This is a genomic window from Mesomycoplasma bovoculi M165/69 (assembly GCF_000524555.1).
Classification (GTDB): domain Bacteria; phylum Bacillota_I; class Bacilli_A; order Mycoplasmatales; family Metamycoplasmataceae; genus Mesomycoplasma; species Mesomycoplasma bovoculi.
Window position 1 is genome coordinate 649,529 of the sequence record NZ_CP007154.1, and the last position, 18,932, is coordinate 668,460.

Consider the following 18,932-nt stretch of genomic DNA (forward strand, 5'->3'; position numbering starts at 1 on the left):
GATATGAGCAATAATTGCAAAATTGCGAATTTTTTTAATGTCCATTTTAGAAACTATCTAAGCAAGGTAAAAATATTGGTTTGAGTTCCACCAAAATAAAATATTAACACTGCTATAATTAACAATAAAGCCAAAGCAATTGATGCAATTAAAGCAGTAACAGCAAATTTGAAACCACGCTTGTTTTGACGAATTTTATACTTAGCCATATTTGCATAAATTACATCAGCTTCGCTAGTGTAGATTGGTTTTTCAACAACTTTTTGTTTTTTCTTCATATTCACCTTTCTAGAAAAGGCTAAGTTCAATTAAGCCACTTTATCTTTTAAAGCTTTAGAAGGTTTAAATTTAAAAACTGTTTTAGCTGGAACAACAATTTTGTTTTGAGTTAAAGGATTAATTGATTCACTTGCATCTTTGTGAATTCCTTGAAATGTTCCAAAAGAATTAATAACTAATTTTTCTTCTTTTTTTACTACTTCAGTAGTTATAGCAAAAAATTCTGTTAAAACTAGATCAATATCTTTAGATTTTAATGAAGTTCTTTCACTAATAGCTTCAATAAGTTCTTTTTTATTCATAATAATTCCTTTTTTGTTTAATTTATTAATTTTACTTTATTTTAATGTGTTTTTATTTTTTTTAAGCAATATTTTTCAAAATAAATAAAATGGATATTTAATTTTTTTCTTTGTTTTTATAGATAATATTTAAAGGACAACCTTCAAAACCAAAATATTTTCGAAGTTGGTTTTCAATATATCTTTGATATGAAAAGTGGATAAGTTTTTTATTGTTGACACTAAAAATAAAAGTTGGAACTTTTCCATTTACTTGTTGGCCAAAATAAATATTTAATCTTTGCCCAGCAACCGATCTAGGTGGTTGCATAGTTAAAATTTCAAGTAAAAAGCGATTAACAGAACTAGTAGGAATTTTTTTATTCAAATTTTGGACAACTTCAACTATTTTTTGTTCTAATTTATGCACTTTTTCACCAGTTTTCCCAGAAATGAAAACAATTGGTGCTCATTCAATAAATTTATAATTTTTTTGAATTTTTTTAACAAATTCAACTTGAGTTTGAGTTTCTTTTTCAATTAAATCTCATTTATTAATTACTAAAATTATAGGTTTTTGCTTTTCAAAAGCAAATCCGCAAACTCTTGAATCAAAGTGTGATAAATCTTGAGTGGCATCAATTAAAACTAAAGTAATATCAGCTTCATCGAGAGCTTTAAAAGCACGCAAAAGTGCATAAAAATCAATAGAATCTGCAATTCTACTTTTTTTAATAATTCCAGCAGTATCTATAATTTCAAAATTAATATCACCAATTTTTCACTCAGCTTTAATTGCATCTCGGGTAGTCCCTGCAATTTCTGAAACAATAGCTCGGTTTGATTTAGTAAGTTTGTTTAAAAGTGTTGATTTTCCTGCATTTGGACGACCAATAATGGAGAGTTTAATAGCATCACTATCAATTTTTTTGCTAAAATCCAAATTGTTTAAAACTTCATCAAGCAAATTTCCAATTCCACTCCCATGAATTGCAGAAATTGGAAAAATTGTGTCAAAACCCAAACCATAAATACTAGTATCAAAGTTTTGATTACTTTCTAATTTGTTTGCTGCTAAAATCACTTTTTTGTTTGATTTTCGCAATAAATCAACAACAAAAAAATCATCAGCATCAATTTCTGCTCGACCATCGAGTAAAAAGATTATAACATCAGCTTCTTCAATTGCAACTTTAGCTTGAATTTGAATCAAATCTTGAAAACTACGATTCTCTAATTCTATTCCACCTGTATCAATTAAATTAAAAAACTTGCCAGCTCAAGTTGCTTTTCCATAAATCCGATCACGAGTTACACCTGGAGTAGCATCTGTGATGGATATTTTTTGACCAATTATTTTGTTAAAAAGTGTTGATTTACCAACATTTGGTTTACCAATAAGTGCAACAGTGTTAGCCATTTTAACTTAGTTTTGCATTAATTAGTTTTGAAATTTGTTCAACAACTTGGTCAAAATTTAAATGGGTGGAGTCAATAAAAATTGAATCTTCTGTTTTTTGCAAGGGGTCTAATTTGCGATGAGTGTCATTGTAATCTCTTTTTTCAAGTTCTTTCCAAACTGTTTCAAAGTTAGTTTCTAAACTTAATTCTTCATTTTGTTTAACTCGACGCATGGCTCTTGTTTTAGAATCTGCTCATAAAAAAATTTTTAATTCAGCATTTGGCATAATGTTGTAAGTAGTATCACGCCCTTCCATAATTACACCCTTGTTCATTGTTTGGAAATTTTTTAAAATTTCATTAATATCATTGCGAATTTTACTATATTTTGCAATAATTGATGATTTTTGTGAAATAGAATCATCTCTTAAAAAAGGTGTAACATTTACACCTTCTATTAAAATTTCACCACTAATTTTAAGATCCAATTTGTTATTTGATCATTTGGAGCACACTAAACCTTCATTATAAAGATTAATTTTCTGACTATTTAAATAATAAGCAATTGCTCGATACAAAGAACCAGTATTAATAAATAAATAATTAAATTTATTTGCTATTGTTTTAGCAATTGTGGACTTGCCGGCTCCTGAAGGTCCATCAATTGCAATATTAATTTTTTTAGTCATCTAGCTCCTTGTATAATTTACTATTTTTAATATATTATACTAGAAATCTTTAAGCCATTTACTTTTTACTTTATCATTTACTTCACTAAATATTTCTTGTAATTTAGCTTTTTGTTTATTGTTAAATTCTGGTACATAAAATGCAAGATGAACTTTTAAATCACCAACAATTCTTGGATTTCTAGGATCTGGTGCACCTGCACCTGTGATAGTTAAAATATCACCTGATCTACTTGAATCACGAAGTTTTAAATTTTTCATCCCGGTTGGACTAGGCACTTCTACAACATTTTCAGAAATCACATCGATAACTGAAACTGGTAAGTTGATATGTATATCATTGTTTGCCCGAGTATAATATTTGTGTTCTTTAACACGAATTAAAATGTAAAGATCACCATTTTCTCCACCATTTGAACCTGGTTCACCAAAACCTGATAAACGAATTTTTGTACCATCTTTAATTCCAGCAGGAATCTCTATATTCATTTCTTTAATAGTTTTTACAAAGGTTTGCCCTGAACAAGTTCTACATTTATGAGCAATCACCTTACCTCGACCACTACAACGACGACATACACTTTTGTTTTGAACACGCCCAAACCCTGGAATAGATACATTTTCTACTACAGAACCTGAACCGGCACATTGACCACAAACTTGAATGTCATTTGGAGAATCAGCACCAGTTCCATCACAATGACCACATTTTTCATATTTGTTAAATTTTTGACTAAAACTTGTCCCTAAAATTGAATCAACAAAATCAATTTTAATAGAAGCGCTTAGATCATCTCCTTGAGTTGGATAGTTTTGTCTTGAACGTGAAGAACCAAATCCAAAACCTGAAAAAATGTCAGAGAAAATGTCAGAAAATCCACCAAATCCTTGACTATAACCTTGACCAAATCCTTGTTCAAAAGCTTGATGTCCATATTGGTCATATTGACTTCTTTTTTCTGAATCAGAAAGAATTTCATATGCTTCTTGAACTTCTTTAAATTGTTGTTCAACAACTTTCTTTTCGCTTTCTGACTTGTCATTATTTTTATCTGGGTGATATTTGTTGACTAAAACACGATATGCTTTTTTAATTTCACTAATATCTGCTGTTTTAGAAACACCTAAAACTTGATAATAATCTCTTTTACTCATAATAGTTGTTTAATTTTAGCACAAATATTATATAAGTGCTAAAAATTTATATTTTAATTGAAAAAAATATAAATTAAAAAAGAAGATAATGCAATAAAAATGAATTAATTTTGATTTTTCTTGTTTTTTATATAATAATACAAAATGAAGCAAATAAAATCATTATTAGATTCTAGTAAAGAAACTTTAAATATTTATGTTTGTGGGCCAACTGTTTATGACCATGTGCACATAGGCAATTTGAGACCTATGATCATTTTTGATGTTCTAACATCAGTGTGAAAATTTTTAGGTAAGAATATAAATTTTTTGTTGAATATCACAGATATTGATGACAAAATTATTCAAAAAGCTATAAAAACAAAGCAAAATGAAGAAGATGTTGCTAACTTTTATTTTCAAAATTACTTAGAAGTTTTGAAAATATACAATATTTCATATCCTACAAAAATTTGAAAAGTTACCGAGAAATTAAATGAGATTATTGACTATATTTCTCTTTTAAAAAAACAAGGCTTTACCTATGAAAATAGAGATGGAGACTTGATGTTTTCTATAGATAAACTTCCAAATTACGGAACAGTTTCAGGACAAAATCTTTCAAAATTACTATCTAAAGAGGCACAAGACAAAGATTTTGTTCTTTGAAAAAAAACAAAAATAGGAGTCGCATATGATTCTCCTTTTGGCAAAGGGAGACCGGGATGACACACTGAATGTTGTGCTATGATTTGAAGCTACTTTGGAGACTCTATTGATATTCATGGCGGTGGTGTAGACCTTATTTTTCCACATCATGAAAATGAAAATGCACAACATTATGCTTTATTTTCTAAAGAAATTACAAAACATTGATTAAGGGTTGGTAGTTTAACAAAAAATGGACAAAAAATGTCTAAATCTCTTGGTAATTTTATTTTAGCAAAAGATTTTGCTCAAAAGCATGACCCTGATGTTTTAAGAAATTTCTTTTTGTCATCTAGTTTTCAATCTCCTGTTGATATTAAAGATGATGTCTTAGAGAATAATAAAAAAGTTATAAAAAACTATAAAATCAGTTTTTATAATTTTTTGACACAAAATCTAAAACCTAATGATGAAGTTGTAAAAGAAATTTTGAAAAATTTTGCTTATTTAAATTTTTCAATTGGAAATTCTTTAATTTCGAAAGCATTACGACAAAAAGATCATGGTTCTTTAGCTGTTGTTTTTAAAAAACTTGGCTTTAAATTCGCCACTCGCTCATTAAGTGAACAAGATAAACTTGATTATCAAATGTGAAAGGAGTTTTATGAAAAAGGTGACTATGAAAATAGTGATAAATTACGTGAAAAACTATGAAAAAAATTTATTTTTTCATAAAAAAATCCACTGTTTTAAGTAAATGGAGTTAAATATGTTTAAATATGTTTGTGGCAAAAATTCTATACTAGATGCAATAGAAAATCACTTAGTTTTTAAAGTGATTTATATTAGCAGAAAAAGTGATATTAGATTTTTTGCCAATCAAAAAATAGAACTAGTAACTACAGAGTTTTTAAATTCGCTAACTAAAGCTAATCATCAAGGTTTTGTCGGGATTTTAGAAAATGCTAAATTTTTTCCTTTAGATGTCATTGCTAAGGATAATCCTAAAACTGTTTTAATTTTAGATCATCTTCAAGATCAACAAAATTTAGGAGCAATTTTGCGTACTGCGAATGCTGCAGGTTTAAAACATATAATTTTGCCCAAAGATAGAGCTGCTAGTATTTCTGAAGTTACCTTAAAAATTTCATCAGGAGGTTTTGTTGGACTTAAATTTATTGTAGTCTCATCTTTATCGGCAACAATTACAACTTTGAAAAAACAAGGTTTTTGGATTTACGCATCCGCCTTAGATGAAAAAAGTAATTCAATTTATGATTGAAATCCTAATTTACCAGCAGCTATTATTGTAGGAAACGAATCTAAAGGCATTAGTAAAACTTTGTTAAATCAAGCTGATGAATTAATTTACATCCCGATGCAAGGAACTGTTCAATCACTAAATGTTTCAGTTGCAACTGGAATTATTTTGTTTAATTTTAATAATCGTATAAAGGAAAAATAACAAAAATGATAAAAAATGATAAACATAGGAATAATAAAGAACTTATTTACACATTTCTTTCATATGAAAATTTAATTATGGCCTGCGCTAAAGAAGTGATTAGAAAATTTCCATATGTGCCTTTAACTTGAGAAGATTTATTTAATCATGCTATTAATTATATTGCGGATTTAGTTGAAAAATTTGACCCTAGCTATGGCATTCCTATATCAAATTTTTTAGTTTTTAATATTAGACTACAAATGATGGGTTATTGCACAAGTTTTACAAACAAAAATAATCAAATTTTAAATTTAGCAGCTCCTTTAGATGAAGAATTTGTTGCTGAATCTCTTTCTGTCAATGATTTTGATGATGAATATGAATTAAAAGATATTATGTATAGATTGACTAAAGATTTAGATTCACTTGAATCAGAAATCTTTACTTTATCCTTTATCCAAAACAAGCCAACTAAGGAAATTGCAAAAATAACAGGAGTCACTTCGCAAAAAATTAATCAAATAATTAAAAAATTTAAAGAAAAAATTAATGAATACATTCTTTAAATAATAATTTTTGCTAAAATTTTGTAAAATGAAAAAGAAAATTTTATTGAGTTGTAGTGTTTGTAATTCAAGAAATTACTCTACAAACAAATCAATAAGCGAGCGATTGGTGTTACAAAAATTTTGTTCCAAATGTAATGCTAAAAGATTACACAAGGAGGAAAAATAATGGAAACTATAGACAAAGAAGTTAGTCAACAAGAAAATATTCAAGTTTTAGAAACTCAAAAACCTAAAAAAACTAAACGTTATTTTTTTCGTTTATTTTTTAAAGAAATGAAAAGAGTGAAGTGACCTGATGGTTCATATACATTTAAAAGTTTTTCTAAAGTATTAATTTTTTCTATTGTGTTAATGCTAATATTTTTTGGTATTTCAATTGCTGCTGCACTATTATGAAACCACACAGGAGTTGGAGTAAACTAGGATTTTATGAGTAAACCACATTGATATATGATTTCTACCATTTCTGGTAAAGAAGATACAGCGATTTCATTGCTAAAACATAGAATTAAAAATGAAAATTTACAAGAATATTTTGAAGAAATTATCAAATTTGATGTACCTCAATTGGTACCAAAATCACCTAATTCAGATGAAACTAAAATTAAAGAAGTAAACTTATTTAAAGGTTACTTCTTTATCAAAATGCAAATGGTGGATCAGGCTTGATACGTTGTTAGAAACACACAATACATCACAGGTTTGATTGGTTCACATGGCAAAGGTGCAAAACCTACACCAATTTCAGATAGACAATATGAAAAAATGAAAGAAAATTGAATCAAAAAATTAAAACAATTCAAAGAAACTAATGGAATTTCTTTAGAATTTGAAGTTGATGATTATGTTAAAGTTATTAGTGGTCCATTTAAAGATGATATTGGACAAGTTATCAAAATAGAGAACAACAAAACTGTTGCCCGTGTTCGCTTGGACAACATTTTTGGACGTAGTGCTGAAGTTGATTTTCCAGTTGCGGCTTTAGAAAAAATAAATGTAAATTAATTTACTTTTTAAATTTAATTATAAATTTATTGTAAAGTCAAAAAATTAAAAAACCTAAACCTATTGTTGAAAAAATTATTACAGGTATTAATCAATAATAGGTTTTTTTATTTTGAAAAATATTTTTTGGTTCATCTTCATTATTTTTTACAACATTAAAATCTTTGTTAATAATTTTTATTTCATTATTTCCTGAAAGTTGAAAGGTTAAAGGATCAATTTTTAAATTTTGAAATTCTAAGTTTGGATTATTTTTAAAATTATTTATAACCTCATCAAAATTTGAAAGTTGAACAAAATTTTCTAAATCTAAATTATTTTTTAAAAGTTCAGAATTAATTTTGTTTTTTAGTTCTATCTCAAAGTTTGGATTATTTTTGGTATTAATTTTTATATTATCTAGTTTAATACTTGATAAATTTGATATTTTTGGAACGTCCAAACTACCAACAATATTTACTAATTCTATATTTTGACTTCCATAAATTTGAGTATTCAAATTTTCTAAAACTCTAAGTTTTAATAGATAAATTTGATGTGGCGGTTTGTCAAATTTTTCAATATTTTTTATAGCTTTTAGCAATATATTGTCAAAATCTACAATTTCTCAGTCTTTGCCATATTTTCAATTTGAATTATTCCAATTTTGTTGAATTATTGTCAAAACAAATTCCTTAGCTTGTTGAAAATCACTAATTCCAGTTAAGTTTATTTGCTTTAAATCAAGAGTTTCAAAAATGTTTATAAAATTAAAAGCACTGCTTTTAAAACTATTATTTTTTCAAAATAATTCTTTTTTTGAAACATAAAAATCATTTTCATATTCTGGCTTTACAATTAATTTAACACTTTCTAATTCATTTTCTTTTTCAAATGCAAAGTTTAATTTATCTGAATTGGGTAATTTTTTTAACAATTCGTATACCTGTTCAGTTGTTAGATTTTTTGAAAGTTGCTTTTCTAGTTCATCTATTTCAATTTTTCTTTTTTCTTTATTTTCATAGGTTTTTGGCTTAAAATTCAAAATAGTAATAGAATCTTGATCTACTAAATTTTCAAATTTATTTTCTAAATTTTTTGAGCTAATATCTATTTTTAAATTATAAGTTCCATCACTATTTTTACTAGATTGGGCTAAAGTTAATTCTAAATCTTTTAAATGAGTATTATCATTTAAAAGTAAAGATAATAATTTTTTAGCATTTTCTTTTGAGATGGTTGGTTCACTATTATTATTAAGTGAAACAAAATTTGAAAGCATCTCAGAAATATTTACATCTTGTTCGATATTAGCCTGTGCGGTTTTATAAAAAGTTTTAAAAAGTTCTTCATTAATAAAACTTTTTCAATAAAGTAAAATTTTTTCATAACTTAATTGTTCAATTGTTTTTAAATTAAATTTGCGATTAATCAAATATTGTTTTAATCTAGTACCAGCTTCAGATTCCCAAAAAGGAACTATAGCTTTGTTTTCAAAAACACTACTAAATAATTTTTTATTGTCTTCCTGGCCAATTGCTACTATTTTATATGAAGTTGTTCCTTTAGGAAATTGTGATGAAAACAACCAAATTCCAGAAGTTGAAAAATAGTTGTTTTCATTGCTACTAATTTTAATTGGATGAATTAATCTATCATTAAAAGATTTTAATTCAAAATTTTTTTTGTTGTTTTCATTGATAGAATAATAAAAATTACTTGTATCTTGATTTCTAATTTCATTATTTATTTGTAAAATTGCACCTTTTCCACTAACACTAGCTTCTGCTATAAAGCCAAAATTAGCTTCTTGATTATTTTGAGATTGTTTAATTTCATCTGGAAGTTGATTAAAAAAAGTACTCATTGGTAAATTATCTAAATTAGAACCAATAGAAACTCAAACTATTTCCTTTTTTGTTCCTGTTTTAGGATCTAAAAGTGGATCAAAATCTGGATTATCCACTCTATTACCTAAAGAATCTAATAAAAATTCACCATTTTCATCTGTTAAATATGGTGTTATTAGTTTTTTTTGTTCAATATTTTTATCAGGATTTCAAGCAAATCATTTAATATCCAAAACAGAATTAGCTGATTTTATAACCAGATCAATTTGATAAACTGCTAATAATTGTTCATTTTCTTGCTCATTTGAATTTTTATCAAATTGCTTTATTTCAATTTTGTACTCATTTATAGCTTTAAGACTTTCTTTTTGTGATAATCTCAAATCTTCTAAATTAAAATGGAAATTTTGATCTAGAACATCAACGGGCTGGTTGTTGATGTACAAAATTTCATTTTCTTGCTTACTTGCAAAAAAAGACACATCTACACTATTGTGAAATTCTCACTTACCACCATAAGTAAAACCATAAGAATCCTTACGGGTTGCAGGTTCAGGTTCCTCTATTTGTTCGGGTTCATCATCAACTAATTCATACCGATTGTCTTCTTTGTAAATTTTACTTGGAGTTAAAATTAATCTTTTTTCTAATTCTTGTGAAAGTTCATAAACTGATGGGAGAAAAAGAATTTTTACTTTAGGATTTAGTAAATATGTGTATCTATTTTTATTTTGTGGATGGTTAAATTTGATAACAAAAGCTAAATCCTTATTATTTAGAATTATATACTCTATTCGTGAATTATAGACATCATCATTTAGTTCTCTACTAAAATTAGTTAGTTTTTCATTGATAACTTCAACACTTTTTTGAATTTGTTCATCTAAACTAATTACCCGATTAGGTTCAACATCAATTCTTTTATTAATATTTAGAATGTTTTTTGAAACTACTTCATTATTAAAACGGGTTTTTGTAGTTTCTAAAAAATTTTTCAAATTTAAATCAGGTTGAAAACCGGTGTGATGATATAAATATTTTAGTCTTAGAGTTCCTCAAAAATTTGAAAAATAATTACCACTAGTAGAAACACTAATCTTATAACTAATGTCTTGAATTCTAAAATAAGAATTGTTAGGAGCGCGAAGAATTTGTCCCAATTTTTCCATTGCTTGTTCATTTAATTTTTTACCCATATCAAAAATTTGATTGTCATTAACCCTGATTCTTAAATCAACTGTATTTAAAAAATCTAAATAATGAGTACCGGGTATTTCGAAAGTATTATTTTTTACATATTTTTCTCAATAAATGTTTGATATCACCGAAAAATATCAATTCTGACAATTTCTATTGTTATAACATTGGTTGTTATATAGTTGTTGAAATCTTGCTTTTAAATTTGGATATTGATTAATTCAATCTTGAATCTTCGATAATTGAGTAAAATTAGAATCAAAATTTCTAGTTTGAACATCTCCTGCACCTGAATCTCACAAATACGAAAATGAGGTAGTATTTTTTTCAAATGTTTGTGGAAAAACATATTGAAAAGTCACTGTTGATTCTTTATCAAAAGTTTGTTCAAATGTATCTGGATCAAAACTTTCAATTTGATTTGGAGCTTGCGAAACAAAGACAAAAGGCATAAAAATCAAGCTTATAACACCTATTTTTTTAATCATTGCTATTTTCCTTTTTTTCAAATTTATTTCCTTGGTCAAAAAACAATTGTTTTTCTGAATTGTTAAAATAACTAGAACATAGATAACGTTCATTGCTATTTATTGAAAAAATAAAATCACCTATTTGGGCAATTGCTAAAAATTTTTTTTCTTCTATAGTTAGCCCGCCAGAAGATGTAAAAAGTTTGTCAACTTTTTCAATATCATTATTTTTTAAATTAAAAAAGAATGAGTATTGACAATTTTCTATAATTGCTTCACTTTTTCTGGCTTGCTCACCACTAATTGCAAAATCTCCAGGATTTTGCGTTGTTATCATAATTGCTCCGTTGTATTTCCTAATAGTTTTTGTTATTTTAAAAAGAAAATCTAAAGCAATTGTGTTATTTTCATCTATAAATTTATGAGCTTCATCAACTACTAGAAGAATTTTTTTATTTTTATGGTAGTTGCTTGCAATTCGTCCTTCAATATAAGACAAAATTAGAAAAAAACCTGCTTGATATACACGTTTTTCTAAGTGCATTAAAGTGGCAACATTAAAAATAGTTAAATTTTTACTCAAATCTAAATCACTAGATTTACCATTAAATAATTTACTCAACTTACCTGGTTTTTTAAATTCATAAATCAAAGTGGCGAGTGCTATTGATTTGTCTCTTGCTGTCAAATAGTCAAAATTACATTTTTCAAACAAAGTAATTAAGTCATCAATGGTTGGAAATTTATCACTTTCAAGTGTCGTAATATCTTCTTTTATTTGATAAAATCCTAATTGGTTATATAGTTTGTTTACAACTTCTACTATAGACATAATTATGTTATGTTTTAAATTAGGTAACAAAATTGCGAAAAATTTTTCTAAAGTTTGTAAGTGAAAAACTATAGTTTCATAATTGTTAAAATCTAACAAATCCATAGGTTTAGCTTGTGGACTAAACACTTTTTGAATTTGCAAAGGATTAAAAATTGTTGACGAATCACTTCCAAAGCTAATTGTGTTACCTTGAACAAAATCAGCAATTTTTCAATATTCATTTTGGGGATCTAGCACAATCACTGAATTATCAACTCCCAAATTGTATGTAATTAATTTTTTAGTAAGTGTCGATTTACCTGCCCCTGAAGTTCCCAAAATAAATGTATTTGAATTTTTTCTATCTTGATTTTGCTTAAAAATGTCGAAAAATAAAGGACTATAATCATTTTTTGAGGTTGCAATAACATTAAAATTATTGTCATTAAAACTTCTACTAATAAAGGGTACTCCAAAAACAATATTACTAGCTGGCATTTCGATTTCTTCATGCAATGAATTAGAAAAACGAAAATAAAGTTGAGTAAAAGCTTGAAGTTGTCTATACTTGAGAGTATTTACAGTTGCACCTATGTTTTTTAAACTATTTTTATTCACTGTTTCTGCTTCTTTTAATTTTTCAAGCGAACTTGCATAATTTAAAAATAAAAAAGTAGAATAAAAAATCTCTTCTCTAGAACTACCTGCAACATCTACAATTTGCTCAAGTGCCATTTGTTCATTATAAGTTTTGGATTTGAGAACAATATTTCTATTTTCATTTAGGTTTGATTCTAAATTTTTTGCTCCTCTATTAAAACTAACTTCTTTTTGATGAGAGGTTAGTCTTGATAAATGTCATATTACATTGCTATCTGAACCAAAAAGTTGTGCTGCCCAACCTAGAGGTAATCTAAAAGGATATTCATTTATGCTTTGAATTGAAAAAAAATTTTCATTTATTTTAAAGTGATTTTTAAACCACTGAATTTTCGATTGACATAAATATTTTGAAATATTATCACCTTGACTTATACTTTCATACTCAGATTCATCTAATTTGTCAAAATAATTGAAACATTTTTTGTTAATATTTAACAAATCTTCAACTGTTAGTTGCTTTACACTAAAACCAGAAATTCCAATATTTGAACTTAGCAAGTTAAATTGTTGAATTAAGGTTTGAATATTTTTTTCATAAATAATAATAAAATATTTATGTTGTAAATAACTATCAAAATCTAAAATATCTTGTTCATAATTCTTACAAAAATCTTCATTTAATTTTTTGGAACAAGTATCAAAATTTTTTTCTAAAAATATTTTATTTTTAGTTAAATCATTTTGCTGAGCAATTTTAACAATAGTTACTTTATTGCTTACAGCATTTAAAGCTATTGTCATTTGCTCTAGAATTTGTTCAATTTTTTGCGAACCAATGCTAAAAATATCTTGTCCTTTAAGTTCTATACCAGCTATATAACCTCCCGAAATTTTGACAAACTTTTTTTCCACCTTAATATAAGGAACTAAATTTTGAGTATTTGCATTAGTTTTTGTAGATTTGGAATACGTTTTTGGTCTAGAATGGAAGAGAATAAAATATCACAAAATTTTATAACCTTTTAAATTTCAATGTTTGTAATGTTTTATAAGGGGTGTTCCAGTTATTGTAAAAATAGTAAATGTTAAAAGCATTTTTCATAAAACGGATACTTTTTCACCAATAGAAAAACCAATACTTGCTGCAAGAAAAAATAAACCTAGTAGAATTGGCAAATCTAAGAGTGTTATTCGCTTAAAAATATAAATTTGTACATTTTTAATTCGTTTATTTTGCAGTTTCATATTGATTTTTATTCTCCTTTAATTTCATAAAATTACTAAATTAGTACTTTTATTTATTTTTTATACATTTTCAATTTTTGGTTCTTCAGTTGTAATGAGCTCTTTGCTACTTTTTGTTCGTTTTGGCTTTATTTCTATAGGTTTTTCACTTTTTTCATCTTCTATTTTTGTTGCTTTTTTAGTTTTTTTAGGTTTCACAGTTTTGCTTTCATTTGATTCGGTAGGTTTTTCATTGGATGTTGTAGATTTTTTAGTTGTTCTTGGTTTTTTTATTGTTGATTTTTCTAGTTTTTCTTCAGATTTTTTGGTTTTTTTAGGTTTTTCTTCTGTTAAGTCTAATTTTTCTTCTTCAGATTTTGAAGATTTTTTGGTTGTTCTTGGTTTTGTAGGTTTTGATTCTTTTTGAACACCTATAGTTTCTTCATTAAATGAAGTATCTTTTTTAGAATCTATTTTGTTTTTATCTTCTGTTGATTCAAATTTTTCTTCATCAAATTTTGAATCTTTTTTAATTGTTTTAGGATTTGAATTATCTAGTTTGTTTTTAGAATCTATAAAATCTTGATTTTCTGATTTTATTTCTGTTTGAGTAATTGAATTTTCAATTATTGGTTTGGATGGTTGCTCCAAAGATTCCGAATTAGATTCTTGCAAGTTGTTTGTCATTAACTGTTCTTGTGAAATTGGTTTAGTTGGTTGTGAAGCATCTAAATTATTTTTAGACTCAGGAATTACAACTGGCAAGCTAATGTCTTTAGATTTATAGCTAGTTTGAGTATTTTTTATTGGTTTGGAACTAACATTTGAAAACATATTTGATCATTTGGAACCTATTTTTGTTCACCATGATTTTTTTTCTTTTTGAGGAGTTTCTTTTTTAGATTGTTGGCGAATAACCGATGGATACATTGCTTTATCCTTTTTTCGCATTTTGCCAACAACTAAAGAACCTAGTGCTGCTGCTCCAAAGCTAAATAAACCATTTTTTAAACTATCAAACCAATTTTGATTTTTACTTTCGTTTTCTGAAGCATCTAATGGTCTTCCAAACCTATTTATAGGAGATTTTATATTTTGAATTGAACTTAAATTGCTCGTTCCTTTAGAATTTGGTTTTAATCTTTGACTATTAATTTTAGAAAGTCCATAAGAAACCGCTCCCAAAGCTGCTCCTCCAACTTTTAGTGTAGAACTTGCAAGTCTTTGCTGATTGGAAATCATTCCACCTTGCTTGAAATGAGCGGCAACTTGTTGGGTAAAGGTTGAAATAGCCAGTCCTCCACCTGCAATAAATGCAAGTTTAATAAAAAATTTATAAATAAAAGAATTATTACCAGCTCCTAAAAGATTTAAAGACTCAACCGTGACAAAAGTTGCCGAAACTCACATTAAAAATATATTGAAACTCATTTGATAAATGATGATAACAGCTATTTGACCCGTAAAACTACGCACCCATTTTTTTAGACTTCTTCCATCATCTAAAATACTATTAGTAGCTCACGCTGGCATTGTTATAAAATTCATAAACAATTGTGCCGAAGAAATAAACCATGAAATAAAACTAATTCCTAAAGTATAAGAGATTAAAATTGCCCCAACAGAAAGGGTAATTATCATCAAAATACCTTCTCCATTGTTAAATTTATTAAATTCATCAATAGATAAAACGTGATAGTCTTGAGCAATTTGGCTAATTTGACTCTCACCAATTTTGTTAGTGGATGATTTCACTAGCAAGTATACCAAACCTTGTCCACCTTGAATATATTGATTTAAAAGCAACATAAAAGCTTGTAAAACAGCAAATAAAACAAAGATTAAAATAGGAAATAAAAAACTAAAAGATAAACTAACAACAAGACCTTTTGTCATCTGACTTATTTCTATACTTGAGTTTTGGTGTCGTAAAGTTAAAAACTTTACAAATCTAATCACCATGAAAATAAAGCCAATTGCAACTGAAGCAATTAAAAAAACTCAAAACCCTGTCGGAAGTTTCTCAAAACTAAATTGGTCATGGCCAAAAATGGCCCTGACAATAATTTGGATGCCTAACTGTTGAAAAACAAAGTTAAAAAATCCAATTATTGATAGCGGAATATAAACAAAAATATATCAACCTAAAGTGAAAAATGGATAAGAAATTGCTTGATAAAGTGAATCAAATATTCATCCAAACATTCATTAACCTGTTTGCCCAACTGTAGCACTTGCAGCAATACTAATAATTAATGTAGATAATCCTAAAACAACTAAAATAATTACAAATCCTATCGATGACCAAATAAGTGCTTTTTTTCATTTTTCACGTCTTTCAACATCATGTGAAATTGAAAGCATAGTTGCAAAAAAGATAACTGAAATCACGAGAATCCCAGCAACAATTGGCATTCCAATTGTTGTTAAATATTTAATTCAACTTTGCAATTGATCTGATAGTTGATTCAAGCCTTGTCCACCAGTTGGAACGCTAACTTGTTTACTTTGAAATAATGATGCTATTATATTAGGCATTTTGTTCCTTCTTTGATGTTTGTAAATCTCGAATTTCTGTAATTCAATTGGCACCTTGATCTATCAACTCCTTATTTCCAAGTGTTGAATCTTCATTTTCAGGATTCAAAAAACAATAAATTTCTTTACCCATATTTAAAAAGTTAGTTATTAAGTTTTGTAAACCGCTTTTTTTCTTAATAGAGTAAACAACCAAAATTGGTGAAAGTCCAGCTACTAAACGATTACGATCAATTAATCTTTTCTTTGAAAGATTTACATTTGGTGGGTACTCTGAAATAATTAAACAATTAGATTTGTCAACAAATTCTTCTGCCATTCAAGGATTTACAACCCCATTTGCAGAAATAACAATCACAGGGGACTCGTTGAGATTGTAATATTCAATAACCTTTTGTTCAACACCTTTATATCCATTAACAACTAAAGTGTGTCTTTTTATTACTGCATCTAGTGATTTACTAAAAAAACCTTGTACTTCACTATTATATTCTTCTCCTGTTAGTGTAATTTTTGGAGATAAGCTAGTCAAAATATCTAAATTACCTTTGTAAAAAATTACAAAAGGTGGTTGATTTAAATATTCAAATTGAGTTGGATATTTACTACTTAAGATAGTAATATATTCAACATTAGATTCTTCTAATACTTTTAATGTCTGATCAATATCTTCTTGTTCTACCTCCTCATGTTCTTCTAATGCTTTTTTAATTTTGCTAAAATCACCTTTGTATTTAACAGCAAAATAAACTAAAATAGATTTCATATTTACGCTCCTTGCATTATAATTTGTTAAAAAAAGGAGAAAATGAGCTAAAAGTGAAAAAAAAGTAAACTTTTCAACTATTTTTATTACTTTTATTTAAAAAATGCGACAAGGCAAGAAATATTTACGTTCTATATTAGTTAAAAAAAATAAATCCATTGTTTTTTATCAAAAAATGTGGTTTTGAATTATTTTCATAATTCTTAAACCAGTTTTTCTTTCAATTAAAATTAAGCAACCCTTCCAAAAAAAACCACAAAACATAACTAATACTGACTTAAAAGAAGTTGTTAAGGGAGCTCTTGTTAAAACTACTCACAAAAATTTTGGTGTCATCACTATTTCCTATGCTTTTTATATTTTGACTTCCTTTATTCCCATATTATCTTTAATAATTGTGATTTTATTTTTTGCAAGTAAATTAGTTCAGGATGTAGAAATCAATGGACAAAAAATTCATTTTTATAACTTTATTATTGATGAAATTCTCAACAAATTCATACCAGGTATCAAGCAATCTATTAATTTTTTAAATTCTTTAAGTGTAAATAACCAAGTTTGAAAATCTGTTGCTTTTCTTTTACTTCTTTTGTCTTCTTTTTTAATTGGTTTAAATGGATATGGTAAATTTATTAAATATTATTCATTAAGTTATGATCACAATGAGCCAATTGCTTTGTGAATTTTAAAAGTTAAAAGTTTTTTTACTATCATAGGGATTGTTATATCTTCTAGCATTGTTATTTATTTAGCTAGTTTACCAATTTTTTATATAAAATATTTTTCTTTGCAAATTCATCAAGAATGACTTTACAATGTTCTATTTTATGTAATTTGTTTCTTTTTTTTATTGGCTTACTTTTTTATTGGCACAACTTTTTTGTTTAAATTCCTACCAGGTTTTAGATTAAAAAGAAAATGAAACACACCTGGTGTTTGAATTATGACCATTGCAAGTACACAATTTACATTTTTATTTAGTTTGTTAGTTTTAAATGGTTATATCAATTATGATAAATTTGGTTCTGTTTCAACATTTTTATATCTATCAACTTTTTCTCTTTATATTTCTCAATTCTATCATTTTGCAATTGCTGCAAATTATGCTTATACTCAAAAATTTTATAGAAAAACATTTAAAGGTAAGTGATACTCAAAAATTAGTAAAAGTTATGAAAATACTCTATATTAATTTTCAAATAAAAAAATCAATACTAGAAAAAGTAATTAGATTTTTTATTTAATTGTTTTTTCTATAAAAACATAGGTAAAACAACTATTGAATTAATCCAAAAAGGCCAATCACAACACCAGCTAAACTTGGAGCCACAACAGGTAATCATCCATAACTTGAAAAAGAAGCACCTATAAATTCTTTTGTTCTTTTTTTCATAAGCAATTTTTCCATTGCAAAATAAATAATTCTAGGTCCTAAATCACGAGCAGGATTGATTGCATAACCAGTTGATGATCCTAGTGACATCCCGATTGACATTACTAAAAATGTCACTGGTAAAGGCCCTAAATTGGCAAGTGTTATATTTTGATTTTTCGAAAGTGCAAGGATTACTGAAAGCAAAACAGCTGTTCCAACAAATTCATATGAAAAGTTGAAAATTGTTGTTTTCCCTTTATTTTCATAGGCAGGTGAAGTACAATGAGCTGAACGAACAGTTACTAAATCAGTTTCATCAATGTGTTTTCAATTAATAAAGTTAAGAATAATTTGGCCTGCCATCGCTCCTAAAATTTGCATTGGAATGTAAGCTAAAATTTTGGCATCTTTATTTGAAATTGCAGCATAAATAGATACTGCTGGATTTAGATGTCCAGAACCACCTAAAGCTTGACTAATAATCACACCAACTAAAACACCAAAGCCTCAACCCATTGCAACAACAACTCATTTTCCAGGTTGATTTGCAAACATTTTTGTGCCAGAAACACTATAAACAACACCATTACCAAGTAAAATTAAAAATAGTGTTCCTAAAAATTCTGATAATAATTGTGAATCAAAAAGTTCCATAATTTTCCT

Annotated in this window: 18 protein-coding genes; 7 read left to right on the plus strand and 11 right to left on the minus strand. The window is 26.7% G+C overall.

The window, feature by feature from the left end:
* Positions 1 to 53 precede the first annotated feature (53 nt).
* The 5 genes from MYB_RS02625 to MYB_RS02645 all read right to left on the minus strand — a co-directional run bounded on the left by MYB_RS02625 (position 54) and on the right by MYB_RS02645 (position 3,805).
* Positions 54 to 278 (minus strand): hypothetical protein, encoded by a 225-nt coding sequence (locus MYB_RS02625; RefSeq protein ID WP_022935123.1) that lies wholly within the window; start codon positions 276 to 278, stop codon positions 54 to 56.
* 30 nt (positions 279 to 308) lie between these two features.
* A complete protein-coding gene (locus MYB_RS02630; protein WP_022935122.1) occupies positions 309 to 581 on the minus strand; it encodes an HU family DNA-binding protein in 273 nt (90 codons plus the stop codon).
* A 97-nt stretch (positions 582 to 678) separates the two neighbouring features.
* Entirely contained in the window at positions 679 to 1,980 is a 1,302-nt protein-coding gene (gene der / locus MYB_RS02635) for a ribosome biogenesis GTPase Der (RefSeq protein WP_022935121.1), read from the minus strand.
* A 1-nt stretch (position 1,981) separates the two neighbouring features.
* Positions 1,982 to 2,650 carry a (d)CMP kinase gene (gene cmk / locus MYB_RS02640; RefSeq protein ID WP_022935120.1) on the minus strand — a complete coding sequence of 223 codons (669 nt, stop codon included), beginning with the start codon at positions 2,648 to 2,650 and terminating at the stop codon, positions 1,982 to 1,984.
* A 39-nt stretch (positions 2,651 to 2,689) separates the two neighbouring features.
* On the minus strand, positions 2,690 to 3,805 hold the full coding sequence (locus tag MYB_RS02645) for a J domain-containing protein (protein ID WP_022935119.1): 1,116 nt from the start codon (positions 3,803 to 3,805) through the stop codon (positions 2,690 to 2,692).
* A 144-nt stretch (positions 3,806 to 3,949) separates the two neighbouring features.
* Here MYB_RS02645 and cysS point away from each other — a divergent pair, with 144 nt between their 5' ends.
* From cysS to nusG, 6 genes are read left to right on the plus strand one after another with little or no spacing between them, the layout of a single operon-like run.
* Entirely contained in the window at positions 3,950 to 5,167 is a 1,218-nt protein-coding gene (gene cysS, locus MYB_RS02650) for a cysteine--tRNA ligase (protein WP_022935118.1), read from the plus strand.
* 34 nt (positions 5,168 to 5,201) lie between these two features.
* Complete coding sequence (rlmB, locus tag MYB_RS02655) at positions 5,202 to 5,897, plus strand: 23S rRNA (guanosine(2251)-2'-O)-methyltransferase RlmB (protein ID WP_022935117.1); 696 nt, start codon at positions 5,202 to 5,204, stop codon at positions 5,895 to 5,897.
* Between the two features lie 5 nt (positions 5,898 to 5,902).
* Positions 5,903 to 6,445, plus strand: coding sequence for a sigma-70 family RNA polymerase sigma factor (locus tag MYB_RS02660; RefSeq protein ID WP_022935116.1), 543 nt, complete (start codon positions 5,903 to 5,905; stop codon positions 6,443 to 6,445).
* 28 nt (positions 6,446 to 6,473) lie between these two features.
* Positions 6,474 to 6,614 carry a 50S ribosomal protein L33 gene (rpmG, locus tag MYB_RS03170; RefSeq protein ID WP_084626659.1) on the plus strand — a complete coding sequence of 47 codons (141 nt, stop codon included), beginning with the start codon at positions 6,474 to 6,476 and terminating at the stop codon, positions 6,612 to 6,614.
* A complete protein-coding gene (gene secE / locus MYB_RS02665; protein ID WP_022935115.1) occupies positions 6,614 to 6,871 on the plus strand; it encodes a preprotein translocase subunit SecE in 258 nt (85 codons plus the stop codon). The genes rpmG and secE overlap by 1 nt, the downstream gene beginning before the upstream one ends.
* A 6-nt stretch (positions 6,872 to 6,877) precedes the next feature.
* The gene (nusG, locus tag MYB_RS02670; protein ID WP_025279648.1) at positions 6,878 to 7,453 is read left to right on the plus strand and encodes a transcription termination/antitermination protein NusG; all 576 of its coding nucleotides are present in this window, start codon (positions 6,878 to 6,880) and stop codon (positions 7,451 to 7,453) included.
* Position 7,454: 1 nt separating this feature from the next.
* On the opposite strand, the gene MYB_RS02675 is transcribed toward nusG, so the two are convergent.
* Genes MYB_RS02675 through MYB_RS02695 form a run of 5 tightly spaced genes read right to left on the minus strand, consistent with a single transcriptional unit; the run spans position 7,455 to position 16,894 of the window.
* Complete coding sequence (locus MYB_RS02675) at positions 7,455 to 10,967, minus strand: Mbov_0399 family ICE element protein (RefSeq protein ID WP_025279649.1); 3,513 nt, start codon at positions 10,965 to 10,967, stop codon at positions 7,455 to 7,457.
* Complete coding sequence (locus MYB_RS02680) at positions 10,960 to 13,611, minus strand: Mbov_0397 family ICE element conjugal transfer ATPase (RefSeq protein ID WP_022935112.1); 2,652 nt, start codon at positions 13,609 to 13,611, stop codon at positions 10,960 to 10,962. The genes MYB_RS02675 and MYB_RS02680 overlap by 8 nt, the downstream gene beginning before the upstream one ends.
* A gap of 60 nt (positions 13,612 to 13,671) precedes the next feature.
* Positions 13,672 to 15,795 (minus strand): Mbov_0396 family ICE element transmembrane protein, encoded by a 2,124-nt coding sequence (locus tag MYB_RS03225; RefSeq protein WP_022935111.1) that lies wholly within the window; start codon positions 15,793 to 15,795, stop codon positions 13,672 to 13,674.
* Between the two features lie 3 nt (positions 15,796 to 15,798).
* Positions 15,799 to 16,128, minus strand: a complete 330-nt coding sequence (locus MYB_RS02690) for an Mbov_0395 family pilin-like conjugal transfer protein (RefSeq protein ID WP_022935110.1) — start codon at positions 16,126 to 16,128, stop codon at positions 15,799 to 15,801.
* The gene (locus MYB_RS02695; protein WP_022935109.1) at positions 16,121 to 16,894 is read right to left on the minus strand and encodes a DNA-processing protein DprA; all 774 of its coding nucleotides are present in this window, start codon (positions 16,892 to 16,894) and stop codon (positions 16,121 to 16,123) included. Before MYB_RS02695 ends, MYB_RS02690 begins: the two co-directional genes overlap by 8 nt.
* 103 nt (positions 16,895 to 16,997) lie before the next feature.
* On the opposite strand from MYB_RS02695, the gene MYB_RS02700 reads away from it, so the two are divergent.
* A complete protein-coding gene (locus tag MYB_RS02700) occupies positions 16,998 to 18,086 on the plus strand; it encodes a YhjD/YihY/BrkB family envelope integrity protein (RefSeq protein ID WP_022935108.1) in 1,089 nt (362 codons plus the stop codon).
* Between the two features lie 84 nt (positions 18,087 to 18,170).
* Here the strand turns inward: MYB_RS02700 and MYB_RS02705 are convergent, their stop codons facing one another.
* Entirely contained in the window at positions 18,171 to 18,923 is a 753-nt protein-coding gene (locus MYB_RS02705) for an MIP/aquaporin family protein (protein WP_022935107.1), read from the minus strand.
* Positions 18,924 to 18,932 lie beyond the last annotated feature (9 nt).